This is a genomic window from Pseudomonas cyclaminis, from assembly GCF_015163715.1.
GTDB lineage: Bacteria > Pseudomonadota > Gammaproteobacteria > Pseudomonadales > Pseudomonadaceae > Aquipseudomonas > Aquipseudomonas cyclaminis.
Map to the genome: position 1 here is coordinate 1 of NZ_JADDUM010000082.1, position 17676 is coordinate 17676.

Below are 17676 nucleotides of genomic sequence, written 5' to 3' on the forward strand. Positions count from 1 at the left end.
AGTGGGGCGAATTATAGGCTCACAGAATCTGGCGTCAAGGGTTAATTTGGTTTTTCTATCAAACCGTCTACATACCCGCATATCCCTCTATATGTAGACGCTCAACCGCACAAAAATGAGCAATATATTGCTCATTTCCACACTGTTAAGCATCATAGCGAACTCTGCCTATCAAATATCACCTTGGACGCACCTCCCAATGACCACCTCCTCCCGCAGTCTGGCCTCTGCATTGTTTCCTGTCGGCCTACTGCTGATTGCCATGGCATCCATCCAGTCCGGAGCCTCATTGGCCAAGAGCATGTTCCCGATTGTCGGCGCGCAAGGCACCACGACCCTGCGCCTGATCTTCGCCAGTGTGATCATGCTTCTTATATTGCGACCGTGGCGTGCCAGATTGACCGCCAAGTCCCTGCGCACCGTGATCATCTACGGAATGGCCCTGGGCGGCATGAACTTCCTCTTCTATATGTCATTGCGCAGCGTGCCTCTGGGCATCGCTGTAGCCCTCGAATTCACCGGGCCGCTTGCTGTCGCCATCTACGCGTCACGTAGAGCAGTAGATTTTTTGTGGATTGCCCTCGCGATCGTCGGGCTGCTTCTATTGATTCCCATCGGGGAAGCCAGCAGCGGCATCGACTTGGTCGGCGCAGCGTATGCATTGGGGGCCGGCGTCTGCTGGGCACTCTACATACTGTTCGGACAGAAGGCCGGTAACGACAATGGCGTCCAGACCGCCGCATTGGGCGTGATGATCGCCGCCCTGTTTGTCGCGCCCATCGGCATCGTGCATGCCGGAAGCGCATTACTGACCCCTGCGCTGATTCCAATAGCCATCGGCGTGGCCATCCTGTCCACCGCCCTGCCCTACACTCTGGAAATGGTAGCGCTGACGCGCCTCCCCGCCCGAACCTTTGGCACCCTCATGAGCATCGAACCTGCATTCGGCGCGCTTTCAGGCCTGTTCTTCCTGCAAGAGTACTTGTCCCTGGCGCAATGGCTGGCCATCACCTGCATTATCCTGGCCTCGGTAGGCGCGACGCTGACGATGCGCAATGACTCGAAACCGCTGGTTCCGGCAGATTGAATCATCGTTGAATGTAGCTCTGGCATTTGCCACTCATTTAGGCCATGTTTAAGTGGTAAACGAATGTCATTCATGGAGTTTTTCGACAGGGACAGCGCGAACGCTACACTCGAGAGCGAGTAAAGCCAGCTTCAGGTATTGCGAAGTGGCTATTAAGGATGGGAATGAAACGAATTTTGATACTGTTAATGGTCGTGGCCATTGCTGGCTGTGCCGCGACTACCAAGACAGAAGTAAAACGTGGCAAAAAAGGGCTGCATATCAACTGTTCAGGCCTGTCCTCCTCTTGGGACCAGTGCTACACCAGTGCAACCAACTCGTGCGGCACCAAGGGTTATCGGGTTATAGCCAAGTCCGGTGACAACTCAGAGGAACCGGGGGACTACCCCTTCGGACTCAACCCTGCCGGCTACACCAGCCGCAGCATGATCGTCATCTGTAAGTAATCGCCTTCGAGCAGTCACCGACGACTGCTCAGTGCGTAATCAGCGCTCGATTAACACTCATCCTTGAACGCCGCTTGCAGCAGATCGCAAGCGGCGTTTGCATTAAATCAAATAGGCGCCGTACGCAGCTGTAACCACTCAAGCCCTGCGCCGTCCAGCAACGGGCTCAAGCGTTCACGCACTTGCGCGTGATACATATTGAACCACTCACGCTCATCCGCCGTGAGCAGCGACGGCTCCAGGCAACGAGTGTCTATCGGGCACAACGTCAGGGTTTCAAACGAGAGGAACTCACCAAACTCGGTCTTGCCCGCTTCTCGGTTCAATACCAGGTTCTCGATACGTACACCCCAACGTCCCGGACGGTAGGTGCCCGGCTCAATGGAAGTGATCATCCCAGGCTGCATTGCCGTTTGCGGCGCAGCGGCAGCCTGGTAGGCGATCACTTGGGGGCCTTCATGCACATTGAGGAAATAGCCCACGCCGTGCCCAGTACCGTGACCGTAGTCCACGCCTTCAGCCCAGATCGGCGCACGGGCAATGGAATCCAGCAGCGGCGACAGAATCCCCTTGGGAAAATGCGCACGGGACAGCGCAATAACGCCCTTCAGCACTCGGGTGCAGTCTCGTTTCTGCTCCTCACTCGGCGTACCGATAGGCACCATCCTCGTGATATCCGTTGTACCGCCCAAGTATTGGCCGCCTGAGTCAATCAGCAGCAAGCCATCGCCTTCGATCACCGCATGCTCTTCCTCAGTGGCATGGTAGTGCGGCATTGCGCCATTGGCGTTGAACGCAGCAATGGTATTGAAACTCAGCGACACATAATCGGGGCGACGCGTGCGAGCAGCAGTCAGGTGTTCATCGATGGTCAATTCCGTGATGCGCTCACGGCCCAGCGCACTGTCCAGCCACGCGAAGAATTCGCACAGCGCCGCGCCATCCTGCTCCATGGCCCGGCGGATATGTTCCGCGTCTGCCAGACTCTTGCGGGATTTGGCCAATGTGGTCGGATTAAGTCCTTCGATCAGCTTGACGCCAGCATCGAGGTTTTCCAGCAACCCGGCGGTTACGCGGGCGGGGTCAACCTGCAAACTGTCACCCCCAGGAATTCCACGCAGGCCATCCGCTACCTCGCTGTAGTCGCGCAACGTCACGCCATCCTGTTCGAGCACAGCACGCAGCTGCGCGTCGACTTTACTCAGCGCCACGAATAACGTGGCCTGCTGTTGATTGATCAACGCAAACGACACAAACACGGGGTTAAATGAAACATCGCCGCCACGCAGATTGAACAGCCAGGCGATGTCATCCAGGGTCGCGATGAAGTGCCAATCGGCGCCCTTCTCTTTCAAACCGGCGCGTAGTGCGGCGAGCTTCTCGCCGCGGCTGACGGTCGCTTGCGGTGGCAGATGGGCATAAATCGGCTGGCTCGGCAGACTCGGCCGGTCTGTCCAAACCGCATCAAGCACGTCGATATCGGTACGCAAGCGCGCCCCACGCTCTGCCAGCCTGGTGCCCAGGGTGCGCGCCGAAGCGACGGCCATCACCGCACCATCCACTGCCACCACACCGCCTTCCGGTGTTTGCTCGGCCAGCCACTCCAGCGGCCCAGGCTGACCTGGTTGCAGCTTGACCAACTCAATGCCACTGCCCTTGAGTTCCTTGGTGGCCTGTTCCCAGTAACGGCTATCAGCCCACACACCAGCGAAATCCGCGGTGACAATCAGCGTCCCCACCGAGCCATGGAACCCTGACAACCATTGACGACCCTGCCAGTAACCCGGCAAGTATTCGGACAAATGCGGGTCAGCCGACGGCACCAGCAAGGCGTGGATGCCCTCGCGGCTCATCAGTTCGCGGGTGTGCGCCAGGCGCTGGGGAACCGTTCCATGGGTCAAAGGCTGCGTACTCATTGTGTCTCCTGCTAACCACTAATAATTGTTATATGAAAATCAGACGGCCCAGAAGGCCGGCGCGCTGGCCAGTGCGGCCTTGATCAATTGCACCGCCTGGTCAATGTCCTGCTCGGTGGTAAACCGGCCCAGACTCAAACGAATGGTGCGGCCGGCCGAACGGGCATCATGGCCAAGGGCAAGCAGCACGTGGGACGGTGCATTGCTCGCTGAATTGCAGGCCGACGTCGCGGAAAAAGCGATACCGGCGCTCAGTGCCGCGGAATTGAATTCACCTTCGCCGAACGTCAGGCTCAAGGTATGGGGAATACGCTGCGTGGCACTGCCATTGAGGCGCACCCCGGCAACCGACGCCAATTGATCCAGCAGGCGTTGCCGCAACGCGACGATCACCGCTTTCTCTTCGTTGAACGACTGCGCTGCCAGGGCGAATGCCGTGCCCATCCCCGCAATCTGATGAGTCGCCAACGTGCCGGAGCGCAAGCCGCCCTCGTGACCGCCACCATGAATCTGCGCCAACACTTTCTGTTGCGCCCGAGGCCCGACGTACAGCGCGCCGATGCCCTTGGGACCGTACAACTTGTGCGCAGAGAACGACATCAGATCCACCGGCCAGTGCGCCAGATCGATCGCCACCTTGCCTGCCCCCTGGGCAGCATCCACATGCAGCAGCGCACCGTGTTCACGTACGCGCGCGCCGATGGCGGGGATGTCATTCAGGGTGCCAAGTTCGTTATTGACCAGCATCAGCGAAACCAGAAAGGTGTCTTCGCGCAATGCCTCACTGACCGCGTCGCTGCTGATCAAGCCGTCGGCGTCGGGTACCAGGTAGGTCACGGCCACGCCGGCTTCCTGCAACTGCCGTGCGGTGTCCAGCGTCGCCTTGTGCTCGATCTGACTGGTGATGATATGCCCACCTGTCACGCCCCGCGCCTGGGCCACGCCCTTGATGGCGAGGTTATTGGACTCAGTGGCGCCGGAGGTCCAGACGATCTGCTCGGGCTGTGCGCCCACCAACCCGGCCACCTGGCCACGCGCCTGTTCAACCGTTTGCCGGGCCGCCTGGCCAAACGCGTGGGAACTGGACGCGGGGTTACCGAAATTGGCGTTGAAGCCCAGACACTCGACCATCACCTGGATGACTCGCTCGTCCACCGGCGTGGTGGCGGCGTAGTCGAAATACAACGGACGTTTATTCATGACAGTTAAGACTCGCAGAGCAGGTTCCCGAGAGCAGCGTCTCAGGGGCATCGACCGGAACAGAGGTCGTCAGGTTTACCGGATTGGATGCCATTAAAGAAGGACGACTTTAAGTAAATGTGCGTAGGAACGCTCCTGAAATTCAGCTTAACAGGCTGAAGTCGCACCATGGCAAACAAAAAGCCCGAGGTTCCTTAAGGGAAGCCTCGGGCTTTTTGCTGCGCAGGATGCAATCAACTGGGACGACCATGAAGCACCACGTTGCGCTCGGCATTCATTTCACCCTGGCGATCAAAGCCGAAGGGCTTCTGTGGCTGGCCGGTCAGCGCGGCGCGCTGCTGTTGATATTCCTCGAACGACAAGCCGCGACGACTCAGCGCTTCCAGGGCCAGTTGCTTGGTCTCTTCAGCCGAGTAGGGGCGCAATTCCGGCGATGGATGGCTCGCACAGCCGGCGAGTACGGAGCTGACAATCAGTAAGCAAACGGCGAGGAATCGGTTCATGGCGGCGGCTCTGCGAAGGTGGTTTCGAGTCAATGAACACAGGCTACTCCTCGCCTTGCGCAGCGAAAAATCACCGTCCGTGATAGTCGCTATCAACCGCAGAGGCACCCTCGATAGCCCCTCTTCATATTTCCTTATGATCTATAAATATGGAAATAGATTCATTTACGGAATAACTCTAACCCTCTATAAATAGCTCCACATCTGCCGGGCACTGTTCGCCACGCAACTGTTGACCAGGCAACAGCCATTCAACAAATCACCAGGCAGGCAACAGCAACATTTTTCAGCAGTGAAGCCGCAGCCCACGCCAGTCAAGGCCTTCAGCCGTTGGTACAGCTCTTGCTCAACACCTTGCACCTCACTTGCTATGAACCACTGTTGAAAAAGGAACTGTTCATGACCCGTCCCCTGAATGTCGTTGCCCTCTCCGGCGGAACCTGGCGCCCGTCGCGCACCCTGGTGTTGACCCAAGCCGTGCTGGCCGAACTGGCCACCTTGCTGCCGATCCAGACCACCTTGATCGAACTGGGCGAAATCGCCCGCCCCCTGGGTGGTGCACTGTCACGCGATGAATTGCCCGCCGACGTCGAAGCCCAACTGGTGGCCATCGAACAGGCCGACCTGCTGATCGTCGCCGCGCCGGTCTATCGCGGTTCCTACCCTGGCCTGCTCAAGCACCTGTTCGACCTGGTCGGCCTCAATGCCTTGATCAACACGCCGGTGCTGCTCGCGGCCACAGGTGGCAGTGAACGCCATGCGCTGGTCCTTGATCACCAACTGCGCCCGCTGTTCGCCTTTTTCCAGGCGCTGACCCTGCCGATCGGTGTGTACGCCACCGAAGCCGACTTCACCGACTACCAAATAACCAGTGAATTGTTAAAAGCCCGGATTCAACTGGCGGCAGAACGCGCAGCCCCCTTGTTTGCTGCGCATTCCCCTTCTCTGCTGAAAATCGCTTAAGGATTGGTCATGGATGTTTTCTGGTTTCTGCCGACACACGGCGACGGTCATTACCTGGGTACCACTCAAGGTGCCAGGCCCGTCACCCTCAATTATCTGAAGCAAGTCGCCCAGGCGGCTGACAGCCTGGGGTACTACGGCGTGTTGATTCCTACCGGCCGCTCGTGCGAAGACTCCTGGGTCATCGCCTCGGCGCTGGTACCGCTGACCGAGCGCCTGCGCTATCTGGTCGCGATTCGTCCCGGCATCATTTCGCCCACCGTCTCGGCACGCATGGCCGCCACCCTGGATCGCCTGTCCAATGGTCGTTTGCTGATCAACGTAGTGACCGGCGGCGATCCCGATGAAAACCGTGGCGACGGCAGCTTCCTTGACCACGCCGAGCGTTACGAAGTCTCCGACGAATTCCTACGGATATGGCGCCGCGTATTGCAGGGTGAATCGGTAGATTTCGAAGGCAAACACCTGCGCGTGCAGAACGCAAAGGCACTTTACCCACCGGTGCAAAAGCCTTATCCACCGTTGTACTTCGGCGGTTCCTCCGACGCCGCCCACGATCTCGCCGCCGAACAGGTGGACGTTTACCTGACCTGGGGCGAGCCACCCGCCGCCGTCGCGGAAAAACTCGCGGATGTGCGTGAACGCGCAGCGCGCCACGGGCGTACCGTCAAGTTCGGCATTCGTCTGCATGTGATCGTGCGCGAGACCGAAGAAGACGCCTGGAAAGCCGCCGATAAACTGATCGAACACATCAGCGACGACACCATCGCCGCCGCGCAAAAGTCCTTCTCGCGCTTTGACTCCGAAGGCCAGCGCCGCATGGCCGCCCTGCACGACGGACGCCGCGACAACCTGGAGATCGCCCCTAACCTGTGGGCCGGTGTCGGCCTGGTGCGCGGCGGTGCCGGTACCGCGCTGGTGGGCAATCCGCAACAAGTGGCTGAACGCATCAAGGAGTACGCCGACCTGGGCATCGAGAGCTTCATCTTCTCCGGCTATCCGCATTTGGAAGAGGCCTATCGCTTCGCCGAGCTGGTGTTCCCGCTGCTGCCGGAACCCTATGCCAGCCTCGCCGGACGCGGCATCACCAACCTCACCGGCCCGTTCGGCGAAATGATTGCCAACGATGTCCTGCCGGCCAAGGCCTGATCGGCGCAGCGGCGGCAACGGCGCTGGCCGCTGCTGCCTATAGAGAGGAAAACCCGTGACAGCCAAACCCCACAGCGTCCTGCCATCCCCCTTGCAGACCGCCAAACTGCTGGCCGCCGAATTCGCCCTCAGCGCCGTTGAACGCGACGAGCGCGGCGGCACACCCAAAACCGAGCGTGACGCCCTGCGCCACAGCGGCCTGCTGGCCCTGAGCATTCCCACCCAATACGGCGGCCTCGGCGCGCGCTGGAGCGACACCCTGGGCATCGTGCGCGAATTCGCTAAGGTGGACAGTTCCATCGCCCACGTCTTCGGTTTTCATCACCTGATGCTGGCCACCGTGCGCCTGTTTTCGCGCCCGGATCAATGGCAACCCTGGTTCGAACAGACCGCCCGCAAGAATTGGTTCTGGGGCAATGCCCTCAACCCGCTGGACACGCGCACCGTGGTCAAGGACTTCGGCGGCTGGCGCGAATTCTCCGGCAAGAAGAGCTTCTGCTCCGGCGCCAGCGACTCGGAGATGCTGATCGCCTCGGCCGTGGACGAAAATGCCGGCGGCAAGCTGCTGATCGCCGCCATTCCCAGCGGTCGCAGTGGCATTACTCTGCACAACGACTGGAACAATATCGGCCAACGCCAGACCGACAGCGGCAGCGCCAGCTTCGAGCGGGTGCGCGTCGAAGAGTCGGAGTTGCTGCTCGACCCAGGCCCGCTGAGTACCCCCTTCGCCTGTCTGCGCCCGCTGATCGCACAGTTGACCTTTACCCATATGTTTCTCGGCATTGCCGAGGGAGCCTTCGAAGAAGCGCGCACCTACACCCTCACCGAAACCCGTGCCTGGCACAAATCCTCAGCCGAAGACGTGCGCCAGGATCCTTACGTGCTGCACCACTACGGCGAGTTCTGGGTGGCCCTGCAAGGCGTGCGCCTGCTGGTGGAACGCGCCGCCGAACTACTGGATCAAGCCTGGGCCAAGGGGCCGAACCTCAGCGAACACGAACGCGGCCAACTGGCGATTGCCATCGCAACGGCCAAGGTCGCTGCCACCCGCCAAGGCCTGGACCTGTGCAGCCGTCTGTTTGAAGTCACCGGGGCACGTTCCACCCACGCGTCCCTGCGCCTGGATCGCCACTGGCGCAACCTGCGCACGCAAACCCTACACGACCCGGTGGACTACAAACTCCACGAACTGGGGGACTGGGCGTTGAACCAATCCCTGCCGATTCCTACGTTCTACTCATAAAAAAGAGGTGCCCATGCAGCTTCTAACCCTACCGCCCTCGCCAGCCCTTGCGACCTCGATTCGCGCCACGGCCCAGGTCTTCGAAGACCCGAAATCCCAGGCGCTGCTCGACCACATCCAGCAAGTGGCGCCCAGCGAAGCCAGCGTGCTGATCATCGGCGAAACCGGGACCGGTAAAGAGCTGGTGGCGCGCCACATTCATAATCTCAGTGCGCGGCGCAACCGGCCTTTCGTGGCGGTAAACTGCGGCGCGTTCTCTGAATCCCTGGTGGAGGCCGAACTGTTCGGCCATGAAAAAGGCGCCTTTACCGGAGCCCTCAGCGCCAAGGCCGGCTGGTTCGAAGAGGCCGACGGCGGCACGTTGTTCCTCGATGAGATTGGCGACTTGCCGATGGCCATCCAGGTCAAATTGCTACGCGTGCTCCAGGAACGCGAAGTCGTACGCCTGGGTTCGCGTAAGAGCATTCCGATTGATGTGCGCGTACTGGCTGCCACCAACGTGCAGTTGGAAAAAGCCATCAACGCTGGGCACTTCCGCGAAGACCTCTACTACCGGCTCGACGTGGTCAGCCTGGAACTCAGCCCGCTGCGCGAACGTCCCGGCGATATCCTGCCGCTGACCCGGCACTTTATCGAGGCGTACAGCCGGCGCCTGGGCTACGGTCCGATCACCATCAGCCGCGAAGCCGAACAAAAGCTCAAGAGTTACAGCTGGCCGGGCAATATCCGCGAGCTGGAAAACGTCATCCACCACACCCTGCTGATTTGCCGGAACGGCGTGATCGAACGGGATGATCTACGCCTGTCGAACATGCGCATCGAGCGCCAGGACGACAGCCAGCACGGCACCGACAACAGTGCCGAAGCCCTGCTCGCACGCGCCTTCCAAAAGCTCTTCGAAGAACAGGCCGGCGCCCTGCATGAGAAAGTCGAAGACGCCCTGCTGCGGGCCGCTTACCGTTTCAGCCATTACAACCAGGTGCACACCGCCAACCTGCTGGGCCTGAGCCGCAACGTCACGCGCACACGCCTGATCAAGATCGGCGAATTGGCAGTCAACAAACGACGGCCAGGGGAAAACGTGCAAGGTGAACGGATGCTGCATTTATCCATATAGTCGGCAGTGCAATGCATTGTCGTGACTGCGCTCAAAACTGCGCAGCACCTGGAACGAACCAAAGGTCACCGCCGTGGCCTGATGGGCGCGAATCAGCGTCCAGAAATCCTCCTCGCCCTGCTCAAAACCCTTGAACGCGGCCTCGCCGTCCTCGCGGGACGCCCATTGCAGGTAATTGAGCACCCGCCGTCCGTCATCGCTGACCTGTACGCTCGCACTGAGGAAGCCGTCATGGCCCTCGGCCAAACGCTCACTCTGGACGGACAGGGCCGCCACCAGGGCGACCTGTTGCTGGGGCTCGATATGGAACTCGATCAACTGAGTGAAGCTGCGATTTCTCTCTGATACCTGCATGAACACTCCCCTTCCTCTGTAGGCAGAATCTTGCGATTCAATGCCACGCAGGGTAAAACCTCCAGTTAAGTCAAGGTCAAGCGCTTAATCGGAGTTTTTCATGATTACCAAGGAACTCACCGTCGGCCAACTGGCCGCCCGCAGTGGCGTGGCCGTCACGGCTCTGCACTTCTATGAAACCAAGGGGCTGATCCACAGCAATCGTAACGCGGGCAATCAACGGCGCTATCCACGGGATGTATTACGCCGCGTGGTGGTGATCAAAATCGCTCAGCGCCTGGGCATTCCGCTGGCGACGATTGGCGAAGCGTTACAGACGCTGCCAAATGGCCGCACCCCCACCGCCAAAGACTGGGAGCGTTTGTCGGCACTTTGGCGCGAAGACCTGGATGAGCGCATCAACAAGATGATGCTGCTGCGCGACAAGCTCAACGGCTGCATCGGCTGTGGCTGCTTATCATTGGAGGCATGCCCGCTGCGCAATCAGGATGACCTGCTCGGTGAGCGCGGGCCCGGGGCGCAGTTGCTCGAACCTACCTGAACCATCTCGTCGGAACCGCCGGAGCCCTTGATTGGCGTGGCCTATAGTGAAAAGGCCAGACCTTCACAAACCCAATCAAGGAGAACGATATGAGCGTTAACCCCGTCCCCGAAGGCTTCCATAGCATCACGCCGTACCTGGGCATCGACAAAGCCGCCGAAGCCATCGAGTTCTACAAAAAAGCCTTCAATGCCACCGAAGTCATGCGCCTGGACATGCCCGACGGCAAGGTCGGCCATGCTGAGCTGCGTATAGATGGCTCACCCATCATGCTCGGCTCGCCCTGCGGTGAAAGTGCATTTGGCAGCCCAACCGACGGTCACACCAGTGTCGGCCTGCATTTATATGTGAGCGATGTCGACGCACGCTACAAACAGGCCATCGCTGCCGGCGCGACAGTTATTTCCGAACCCCAGGACCAGTTCTACGGCGACCGCTCCGGCACGCTGAAAGATCCGTTTGGCCATGTGTGGTTCGTGGCCACACACAAGGAGGACTTGACCGAGTCGCAGATTCGCCAGCGCGCCATGGAAATGTTCAAACAAGGCTGATGCCCTGAGGCATCACCCATCCAACGTGTGTGCCGGTGATGGGGTGGGCAGGCTTGCCGCGCTTCAATGCGCAGCAGGTCTGCTGGACCCTAAGTGCGTCCGCCGGGGATAAAGGCGTGAAACACGTTTAGGAGTCGATCAACGCGTAAAAACCCGCTGAATGTGAACCTGAAACATTTTCTTTCATATCCGGGTTAGGGATTTCTCATTCTCATCCGTCTTAACTTAGATACAGCCTGTCGCGTCAGCAAAAGCTACGACTGGCCTTTTCCGGGCCTCCCTCGCCCCCCTCCGATCAAGACCCTCATTCACATGTCGAAGAAGTCACGCTCCAAACTCTGGTTTCTCGTACATAGCTGGCTGGCGTTGCCCATCTGGTTCTTTGTACTGATCGTCTGCGTCACGGGCACCCTGGCGGTGGTCAGCCAGGAAATCGTCTGGCTGGCCAACCCGGACATCCGCGCCAGCAAACCGTCGGATGACGCCGAACTGTTGAGCTACGACCAGGTGATCAGCGCCATCAAGCGCGCCGAACCCGAGGTGATTGTCCAATCGCTCAGCCGTCCCGATGAGTCGCACTTCGCCCTGAGTGTCGACCTCAGCTACCCGGACGGGCGCTCGCTTGAGGTCTACGTCAATCCGTACACCGGCGCGATCCAGGGCATCAGCCCGTCATTCGACTTCCGTCAATTCACCCGTGCGCTGCACGGCTGGTGGCTGGTCCCGTTCACCAACGGCTACAGCTGGGGCTGGTACCTGGTGTCGCTGCTCGGCCTGCCGTTGCTGGCTTCGCTGGTTACCGGGCTGGTCGTCTACAAGCGCTTCTGGAAAGGTTTTCTCAAACCCACCCTGCGTTTTCGCCATGGTGCGCGGATCTTCTGGGGGGATTTCCACCGCTTGAGCGGTATCTGGTCAATCTGGTTTATCGCGGTCATTTCCATCACCGGCACCTGGTTCCTGATCCAGGCGATCCTGGGCGACAACCAGATTTCAATTTCCAGCGAGCCCATCGTCCCGGTGATCGCCCGTGAACACGTACCGTCCTCGGCAGCAGGCGTGCCGGCGCCGATGATTCCCCTGGATGAAGCCATCACGATCGCGACCCAGCGCATCCCCGGCCTGGAAGCGAGCTTTGTGCGGCTGCCCTTCAACGCCTACAGCCACTTGCAAATCGGCGGACGCGGCTGGTACCCGCTGATGTACCAGACCGCCCAACTCAACCCCTATAACGGCGAAATCGCAGTCTCGCACCTCCTGTCCGACCGTACCGCGCTTGAGTTCGTCACCGAATCCATGCGCCCGCTGCACACCGGCGACTTTGGCGGGCTGTGGATCAAGCTGATCTGGGCGTTCTTCGGCCTGGTGCTGAGCATGATGGTGTTGAGCGGTTTGCTGATCTGGACCAAGCGCACGGCCCTGGCCACCCTCAATGCCCTCAAGCGCGAGGCCAAGACCCAGCGCACGTCTGTTTCCACCCCGGCCTTGCAGGCTGAAACCTCGGAGAGCCACTGATGAGCAAGGTCGCAGCGACACCGCCGACACCCCTGCGGGCTTTCTGGCTGAAATGGCGTTTCCATATCAATGTGCTGCTATTGCTGGTGCCCCTGGGCTTCATGCCCAAGTACTTTGCCGACGCCGCGCTGTTTCGCGGTGACGCCGGTATCGGCGAGCGGGTGGCTGGTGAAGTGAAGGTCGGCCCCTGGAGCCTGACCCTGGCCGAATTCCGCAACGAAGGCCCCAGCCCGGATCCGGCCGGCCCGATGAAATTCTTCAACGCCGCCCTGTGCGACACCTGCGCCGACCAGGTCAAAGCCACCTACCTGCGCATCGGCAAGCCACGCAGCCTGCGGGCGGCCGGGGTGATCTTTTTCGGCACACCGTACCGCATGGGCGCCGCCCTGCCCGTCCCGGAACGCACGCCAGCCGACGCCGAGCTGTGGGTCACCATGGAAGGCTGGGACGGCACGATGCACCAGGGTTCCATCCCGCTGAGCCAGGCCTCGCCTGCCACCATCGCCTGGCTGAACAAGCAAGGAGTCAAACCATGAAGATCAAGCACCTGTCCCGCGCTGCGCTGTTGCTGTGCGCGGGTTTCAGTACCGTGGCCCTGGCCCACAACCCGATGTGCGAATGCAAGGAAATCCCCGGCGAGCAGATCCAGTGCAAGGGCGGCTTTTCCGACGGCAGCGGTGCCCCCGGCGTGACCCTGGATGTGATCGGCTACGACGAGACCATCCTGGTACCGGGCAAGCTCGGCCAGGACTCGACCCTGACGTTCAAGAAGCCATCCGCCGAGTTCTACGTGCTGTTTGACGCAGGCCCCGGCCATGTCGTCGAAATCGACCAAGCGGATATCCAGCCCCAATGAGTACGACACAGGTTGTACGCCCCGCCGGTGCTGGCCACGAAACCCTCTATGTCCTGCTGCTGTGCCTGATCATCCTCGCGGTGGCCGGCACGGTGGTGGCGCTGCACGGCGAATCCCAGGAAGTCGCCGCCTTACCCAGCCACCAACTGGACGCCCGCCGCGACCTGAACGCCGCCGAACAAGGCATCTACGCCGACCTGCGGGTGACCCTGGATGAAATCCACCTGCTGCAGCAGGAACAAAGCGCCCTGCCGACGCCAGGGCAATTGGCCGAAGAAGGCTTTGCGCCGTTCGCCCAGGATGCCAGTTCGGTCAGCCGTGGCGATCACCGCTGGCAGTTGCTGGCGCCTGCGGCCTACTTTGGCTTGAGCCAGGTGCCGACCACCAGCGGTTCACTGCTGATGCGCGTGCAGGGCACCGAGCCGGATATCTGGCTCAATCGCCGCAGCGACCTGGCCGCCCCGACCGACCTCACTGACCAGGCGCTGATCGCAGCCGGCTGGCAGCAAGTGGTTGCGCAATTCGACGCCGGCGTTACCCGCCAGCACCGTCACTGAACGAGAAGACCGATTGCCCATGTCTATTTCATCTCCCCTGTTGCGCCTGTTGCTGGTCAGCCTGCTGAGCCTGATGCTCGCCCCGCTGGCCAATGCCGAGGCGGCTAAACGCCTGCGTATCGGCATCACCCTGCATCCTTATTACAGCTACGTGGCCAATATCGTCGGCGACAAGGCCGACGTGGTGCCGCTGATTCCCGCCGGTTTCAACCCCCATGCCTACGAGCCGCGTGCCGAAGACATCAAGCGCATCGGCACCCTGGACGTGATCGTGCTCAATGGCGTCGGTCATGATGACTTCGCCGACCGCATGATCGCCACCAGCGAGCGCCCGGACATTGCGGTGATCGAAGCCAACGCCAACGTGCCATTGCTGGCCGCCACCGGCAATGCCGCGCGCGGTGCAGGCAAGGTGGTCAACCCGCACACCTTCCTGTCGATCAGCGCCTCGATTGCCCAGGTCAACAACATCGCCCGTGAGCTGGGCAAGCTCGACCCGGACAACGCCAAGACCTACACCCAGAACGCCCGTGCCTATGGCAAACGCCTGCGCCAGATGCGCGCCGATGCCCTCGCCAAATTGACCAGCGCACCTAACCCGGACCTGCGCGTCGCCACGGTGCATGCGGCCTACGACTACCTGCTGCGTGAATTTGGCCTGGAAGTCACCGCCGTGGTCGAGCCGCCCACGGCATTGAGCCCAGCCCCAGTCAGTTGAAGAAGACCATCGACGAACTGCGCGCCCTGGATGTGAAAGTGATTTTCTCGGAGATGGATTTCCCGTCCACCTACGTCGACACCATCCAGCGTGAATCCGGGGTCAAGCTCTACCCGCTTTCACACATTTCCTACGGCGAATACAGCGCCGAGAAGTACGAAGTGGAGATGACCGGCAACCTCAACACCGTGGTCCGGGCGATTCAGGAGTCGGGCACATGACGGCGGCGGAACAGCTAAGGGTCGCCAACGTCGGCCCGACACTCGACTTCGACAAGGTGTCCCTGACCCTGGGCCGCACCGTGATCCTCGACGGCGTGAGTTTCCAGGTACAACCGGGCAGCATCCATGCGCTGGTCGGCCCCAACGGCGGCGGCAAAAGCTCGCTGATCAAGACCCTGCTGGGGCAAACCCCGCACCAAGGGCGCTTGAGCCTGGCGTGGCCGAGCACGCCCGGCACCATCGGCTATGTGCCCCAGGCGCTGGAATTCGACCGGGGCTTGCCGATGACCGTGGATGACTTCATGGCTGCCATGTGCCAGCGGCGCCCGGCGTTTCTGGGTTTGTCCAAGCATTACGCCGCTGCGATTGGCGAGGCCCTGGAACGGGTTGGCATGCAGGACAAACGCAAGCGGCGCATGGGCGCACTGTCCGGCGGTGAACGCCAGCGCGTGTTGCTGGCCCAGGGCCTGATCCCGGCGCCGCAGTTGCTGGTACTGGATGAGCCGATGTCGGCTCTCGATGAAGCCGGTATCCAGGTGTTTGAGCGCCTGCTCAATGACTGGCGCCGGGCCGGGATCACCGTGCTGTGGATCGAGCACGACCTGGAAGCCGTTGGCCGCCTGGCCGACCGCGTCACCGGCCTGAACCGCCGCGTGCTGTTCGACGCCACACCCAAAGAGGCACTGACCCCGGACCGCCTGCTGACCCTGTTTTCCACCCACCCTCGGAGCCCGGCGCAATGAGTTATGAAGCGTTTCGCCTGATGGTCCAGGGCTGGGCCTCGTCCGGTTATCTACCCGAGGCACTGGCCTATGGTTTTGTGGTCAACGCCCTGCTCGCCGGCTTGCTGATCGGCCCGGTGCTCGGCGGCCTGGGCACGCTGGTGGTGGTCAAGCGCTTTGCGTTTTTCTCCGAAGCAGTCGGCCATGCCGCGCTGACCGGCGTGGCCGTGGGCATCCTGCTCGGCGAACCCTACACCGGCCCCTACGGCAGCCTGTTTGGTTACTGCCTGCTGTTCGGCATCCTGCTCAATTACCTGCGCAACCGCACCGGCCTGGCGCCGGACACCCTGATCGGCGTGTTCCTGTCGGTGTCCCTGGCGTTGGGCGCGAGCCTGCTGCTGATCCTGGCGGGCAAGATCAACGTGCACATTCTGGAAAACGTGCTGTTTGGTTCGGTGTTGACGGTCAACGGTAACGACCTGCTGGTGCTGGCGATTGTCGGCTCGCTGGTGATGGCCCTGGCGTTGCCGCTGTACAACCGCATCATGCTCGCCAGCTTCAACCCGCAACTGGCGGCAGTGCGCGGGGTAGCGGTGAAGACCCTGGATTACCTGTTCGTGATCCTGGTAACGCTGATCACCGTCGCGGCAGTCAAGGTCATCGGCGCGATCCTGGTCGGCGCCCTGCTGGTGATTCCCGCCGCCGCCGCACGCCTGTTGAGCCAGTCACTCAAAGGCTTCTTCTGGATCTCGGTAGTGATCGCCACCGTCAGCACCCTGTGCGGGATCCTGCTGCCGATCATCTTCGACCTGCCGATCCCCTCCGGTGCCGCGATCATCCTGATGGCCGGTATCGCCTTTGCCCTTGCCGCCATCGCGCGCGGCACGTGCCCAGCCTCAAAGGGAACCTTGGATAATGCGCTCTGTTCTTCAGCCTCTGGCCCTGGCCATCGCCTGTTTAATCACCCTGCCGCTGATGGCCGCCGAGGCAGTCAAGCCGGCTGCCCATGCCGCCAGACCGGTCAAGGTGCTTGCCTCACTGCCGATCACTTACGGCCTGGCCGAGGTGCTGCTCAAGGGCACCGACGTGCAGCTTGAGCGCGCGGCCCCGGCCAACCTGCCAGGCTCACGCCAGGTGTCGTACTTCACCGGTCGTGGCGCACCCGCACTGAGCGCGCTGGCCCAGGACGCCGATGCCGCTATTGGCCTGCGCTCATTGTGGGCCGATGATCCGCTGTACCCCGTGGCACGGCGCAGCAACATCCGGATTGTCGAAGTCGATGCCGCACGCCCGGTGGACGGCGGCTTGCCGGGGATCGCCGTGCAACCTGGCGTAGCCGATGGACTGAACAGCCAGCCCTGGCAATCGAGCAACAATCTGGGGCGCATGGCCGACGTGCTATCGACCGACCTGAGCCGTCTCGCACCGAGCGCCAAGGCCAGGATCGACGCCAACCTGGCCGCGCTCAAGCAACGCCTGCTCAAGCTCACCGCCGACAGCGAAGCGCGATTGGCCAAGGCGGACAACCTGAGTGTGGTCAGTTTGAGCGACCATTTTGGGTATCTGGTCAGTAGCCTGAACCTGGAACTGGTCCGCACCGATGCACGGCCGGATGCCGAGTGGACGCCTGAGGCGTTACAGGCACTCAGTGCCCAATTGAAGGACAACGACGTGGCCGTGGTGCTGCACCATCGCCAGCCGAGTGAGGCGGTGAAAGCCGCCATCACGGCAGGTGGCTCGAAGTTGCTGGTGTTGAACGTCGACGGCGCCGACCCGGTGACAGAGTTGGAAACCAATGTGGACCAAGTGATCAAAACCCTCATGCCCTAGCCGCTCGGACCTGTAGTGAGCAGGCTTGCCCTGCGCTGGGTCGCGAAGCGGCCCCAATACTGAAGAACGCGCTACATCAAGTGCCACACGGCGTCTGGTTTTGGGGCTGCTTCGCAGCCCAGCGTGGGCAAGCCCGCTCACCACAGTTACAGTGTTCCTCCTTAACTGACTGGCATTGGGGCTTGCCCCC

Annotated in this window: 18 protein-coding genes and 2 pseudogenes; 16 read left to right on the forward strand and 4 right to left on the reverse strand. The window is 61.1% G+C overall.

Going from position 1 to position 17676, the window contains the following annotated elements; translation table 11 throughout:
- Positions 1-199 precede the first annotated feature (199 nt).
- Together rhtA and IQK56_RS11910 are read left to right on the forward strand one after the other, a co-directional pair.
- A complete protein-coding gene (gene rhtA, locus IQK56_RS11905) occupies positions 200-1087 on the forward strand; it encodes a threonine/homoserine exporter RhtA (protein ID WP_150675771.1) in 888 nt (295 codons plus the stop codon).
- Positions 1088-1251: 164 nt separating this feature from the next.
- Complete coding sequence (locus IQK56_RS11910) at positions 1252-1533, forward strand: hypothetical protein (RefSeq protein ID WP_099584478.1); 282 nt, start codon at positions 1252-1254, stop codon at positions 1531-1533.
- Between the two features lie 107 nt (positions 1534-1640).
- Here IQK56_RS11910 and IQK56_RS11915 read toward each other — a convergent pair whose 3' ends face one another.
- The 3 genes from IQK56_RS11915 to IQK56_RS11925 form a co-directional block, all read right to left on the reverse strand.
- Positions 1641-3449 carry an aminopeptidase P family protein gene (locus tag IQK56_RS11915; protein WP_193862062.1) on the reverse strand — a complete coding sequence of 603 codons (1809 nt, stop codon included), beginning with the start codon at positions 3447-3449 and terminating at the stop codon, positions 1641-1643.
- 39 nt (positions 3450-3488) lie between these two features.
- Entirely contained in the window at positions 3489-4649 is a 1161-nt protein-coding gene (locus IQK56_RS11920) for a cysteine desulfurase family protein (protein WP_122305095.1), read from the reverse strand.
- A gap of 233 nt (positions 4650-4882) precedes the next feature.
- Positions 4883-5152, reverse strand: coding sequence for a hypothetical protein (locus IQK56_RS11925; protein ID WP_122305096.1), 270 nt, complete (start codon positions 5150-5152; stop codon positions 4883-4885).
- A 399-nt stretch (positions 5153-5551) separates the two neighbouring features.
- Between IQK56_RS11925 and msuE the strand changes: the two genes are divergently transcribed.
- The 4 genes from msuE to IQK56_RS11945 are packed head-to-tail and all read left to right on the forward strand — an operon-like array spanning position 5552 to position 9624.
- Positions 5552-6115 (forward strand): FMN reductase, encoded by a 564-nt coding sequence (gene msuE, locus IQK56_RS11930; protein ID WP_193862061.1) that lies wholly within the window; start codon positions 5552-5554, stop codon positions 6113-6115.
- A 9-nt stretch (positions 6116-6124) separates the two neighbouring features.
- Positions 6125-7264 (forward strand): FMNH2-dependent alkanesulfonate monooxygenase, encoded by a 1140-nt coding sequence (ssuD, locus tag IQK56_RS11935; RefSeq protein ID WP_112194407.1) that lies wholly within the window; start codon positions 6125-6127, stop codon positions 7262-7264.
- 55 nt (positions 7265-7319) lie between these two features.
- The gene (locus tag IQK56_RS11940) at positions 7320-8507 is read left to right on the forward strand and encodes an acyl-CoA dehydrogenase family protein (protein WP_032886022.1); all 1188 of its coding nucleotides are present in this window, start codon (positions 7320-7322) and stop codon (positions 8505-8507) included.
- A 13-nt stretch (positions 8508-8520) separates the two neighbouring features.
- The gene (locus IQK56_RS11945) at positions 8521-9624 is read left to right on the forward strand and encodes a sigma-54 interaction domain-containing protein (RefSeq protein ID WP_099584471.1); all 1104 of its coding nucleotides are present in this window, start codon (positions 8521-8523) and stop codon (positions 9622-9624) included.
- On the opposite strand, the gene IQK56_RS11950 is transcribed toward IQK56_RS11945, so the two are convergent.
- On the reverse strand, positions 9613-9978 hold the full coding sequence (locus IQK56_RS11950) for an antibiotic biosynthesis monooxygenase (protein WP_122305099.1): 366 nt from the start codon (positions 9976-9978) through the stop codon (positions 9613-9615). The two genes, IQK56_RS11945 and IQK56_RS11950, sit on opposite strands and share 12 nt — an antisense overlap.
- Positions 9979-10078: 100 nt before the next feature.
- On the opposite strand from IQK56_RS11950, the gene soxR reads away from it, so the two are divergent.
- From soxR to IQK56_RS12000, 10 genes and pseudogenes are all read left to right on the forward strand, one after another.
- Positions 10079-10519, forward strand: a complete 441-nt coding sequence (gene soxR, locus IQK56_RS11955; protein WP_112194403.1) for a redox-sensitive transcriptional activator SoxR — start codon at positions 10079-10081, stop codon at positions 10517-10519.
- Between the two features lie 89 nt (positions 10520-10608).
- A complete protein-coding gene (locus IQK56_RS11960) occupies positions 10609-11070 on the forward strand; it encodes a VOC family protein (RefSeq protein WP_150675775.1) in 462 nt (153 codons plus the stop codon).
- A gap of 312 nt (positions 11071-11382) precedes the next feature.
- Positions 11383-12582: a PepSY-associated TM helix domain-containing protein gene (locus IQK56_RS11965; protein ID WP_122305101.1), complete on the forward strand. Its 1200-nt coding sequence runs from the start codon at positions 11383-11385 to the stop codon at positions 12580-12582.
- Positions 12582-13118 carry a thiamine pyrophosphate-binding protein gene (locus IQK56_RS11970; RefSeq protein WP_193862060.1) on the forward strand — a complete coding sequence of 179 codons (537 nt, stop codon included), beginning with the start codon at positions 12582-12584 and terminating at the stop codon, positions 13116-13118. Before IQK56_RS11965 ends, IQK56_RS11970 begins: the two co-directional genes overlap by 1 nt.
- Positions 13115-13438, forward strand: a complete 324-nt coding sequence (locus IQK56_RS11975) for a hypothetical protein (protein WP_122305103.1) — start codon at positions 13115-13117, stop codon at positions 13436-13438. Before IQK56_RS11970 ends, IQK56_RS11975 begins: the two co-directional genes overlap by 4 nt.
- Positions 13435-13995: a DUF6162 family protein gene (locus IQK56_RS11980; protein WP_193862059.1), complete on the forward strand. Its 561-nt coding sequence runs from the start codon at positions 13435-13437 to the stop codon at positions 13993-13995. Before IQK56_RS11975 ends, IQK56_RS11980 begins: the two co-directional genes overlap by 4 nt.
- A 19-nt stretch (positions 13996-14014) precedes the next feature.
- Positions 14015-14934, forward strand: a pseudogene (locus IQK56_RS11985) (metal ABC transporter substrate-binding protein).
- Positions 14931-15677 carry a metal ABC transporter ATP-binding protein gene (locus IQK56_RS11990; RefSeq protein ID WP_193862058.1) on the forward strand — a complete coding sequence of 249 codons (747 nt, stop codon included), beginning with the start codon at positions 14931-14933 and terminating at the stop codon, positions 15675-15677. The pseudogene IQK56_RS11985 and the gene IQK56_RS11990 overlap by 4 nt, the downstream one beginning before the upstream one ends.
- Positions 15674-16564, forward strand: a pseudogene (locus IQK56_RS11995) (metal ABC transporter permease); the annotation flags it as partial. The gene IQK56_RS11990 and the pseudogene IQK56_RS11995, both read left to right, overlap by 4 nt.
- Positions 16565-16571: 7 nt before the next feature.
- Complete coding sequence (locus IQK56_RS12000) at positions 16572-17486, forward strand: metal ABC transporter substrate-binding protein (protein WP_150762109.1); 915 nt, start codon at positions 16572-16574, stop codon at positions 17484-17486.
- Positions 17487-17676: the final 190 nt, after the last annotated feature.

Excerpts from the sequence above, each read along its gene's own strand:
- IQK56_RS11970 (WP_193862060.1), top strand. The coding sequence starts at position 12,582 with ATGAGCAAGGTCGCAGCGACACCGCCGACACCCCTGCGGGCTTTCTGG.
- IQK56_RS11915 (WP_193862062.1), bottom strand. The coding sequence starts at position 3,449 with ATGAGTACGCAGCCTTTGACCCATGGAACGGTTCCCCAGCGCCTGGCG.
- msuE (WP_193862061.1), top strand. The coding sequence starts at position 5,552 with ATGACCCGTCCCCTGAATGTCGTTGCCCTCTCCGGCGGAACCTGGCGC.
- IQK56_RS11975 (WP_122305103.1), top strand. The coding sequence starts at position 13,115 with ATGAAGATCAAGCACCTGTCCCGCGCTGCGCTGTTGCTGTGCGCGGGT.
- IQK56_RS11910 (WP_099584478.1), top strand. The coding sequence starts at position 1,252 with ATGAAACGAATTTTGATACTGTTAATGGTCGTGGCCATTGCTGGCTGT.
- IQK56_RS11960 (WP_150675775.1), top strand. The coding sequence starts at position 10,609 with ATGAGCGTTAACCCCGTCCCCGAAGGCTTCCATAGCATCACGCCGTAC.
- IQK56_RS11980 (WP_193862059.1), top strand. The coding sequence starts at position 13,435 with ATGAGTACGACACAGGTTGTACGCCCCGCCGGTGCTGGCCACGAAACC.
- ssuD (WP_112194407.1), top strand. The coding sequence starts at position 6,125 with ATGGATGTTTTCTGGTTTCTGCCGACACACGGCGACGGTCATTACCTG.
- IQK56_RS11950 (WP_122305099.1), bottom strand. The coding sequence starts at position 9,978 with ATGCAGGTATCAGAGAGAAATCGCAGCTTCACTCAGTTGATCGAGTTC.
- IQK56_RS11945 (WP_099584471.1), top strand. The coding sequence starts at position 8,521 with ATGCAGCTTCTAACCCTACCGCCCTCGCCAGCCCTTGCGACCTCGATT.
- soxR (WP_112194403.1), top strand. The coding sequence starts at position 10,079 with ATGATTACCAAGGAACTCACCGTCGGCCAACTGGCCGCCCGCAGTGGC.
- IQK56_RS11925 (WP_122305096.1), bottom strand. The coding sequence starts at position 5,152 with ATGAACCGATTCCTCGCCGTTTGCTTACTGATTGTCAGCTCCGTACTC.
- IQK56_RS11965 (WP_122305101.1), top strand. The coding sequence starts at position 11,383 with ATGTCGAAGAAGTCACGCTCCAAACTCTGGTTTCTCGTACATAGCTGG.
- IQK56_RS12000 (WP_150762109.1), top strand. The coding sequence starts at position 16,572 with ATGCGCTCTGTTCTTCAGCCTCTGGCCCTGGCCATCGCCTGTTTAATC.
- IQK56_RS11990 (WP_193862058.1), top strand. The coding sequence starts at position 14,931 with ATGACGGCGGCGGAACAGCTAAGGGTCGCCAACGTCGGCCCGACACTC.
- rhtA (WP_150675771.1), top strand. The coding sequence starts at position 200 with ATGACCACCTCCTCCCGCAGTCTGGCCTCTGCATTGTTTCCTGTCGGC.
- IQK56_RS11920 (WP_122305095.1), bottom strand. The coding sequence starts at position 4,649 with ATGAATAAACGTCCGTTGTATTTCGACTACGCCGCCACCACGCCGGTG.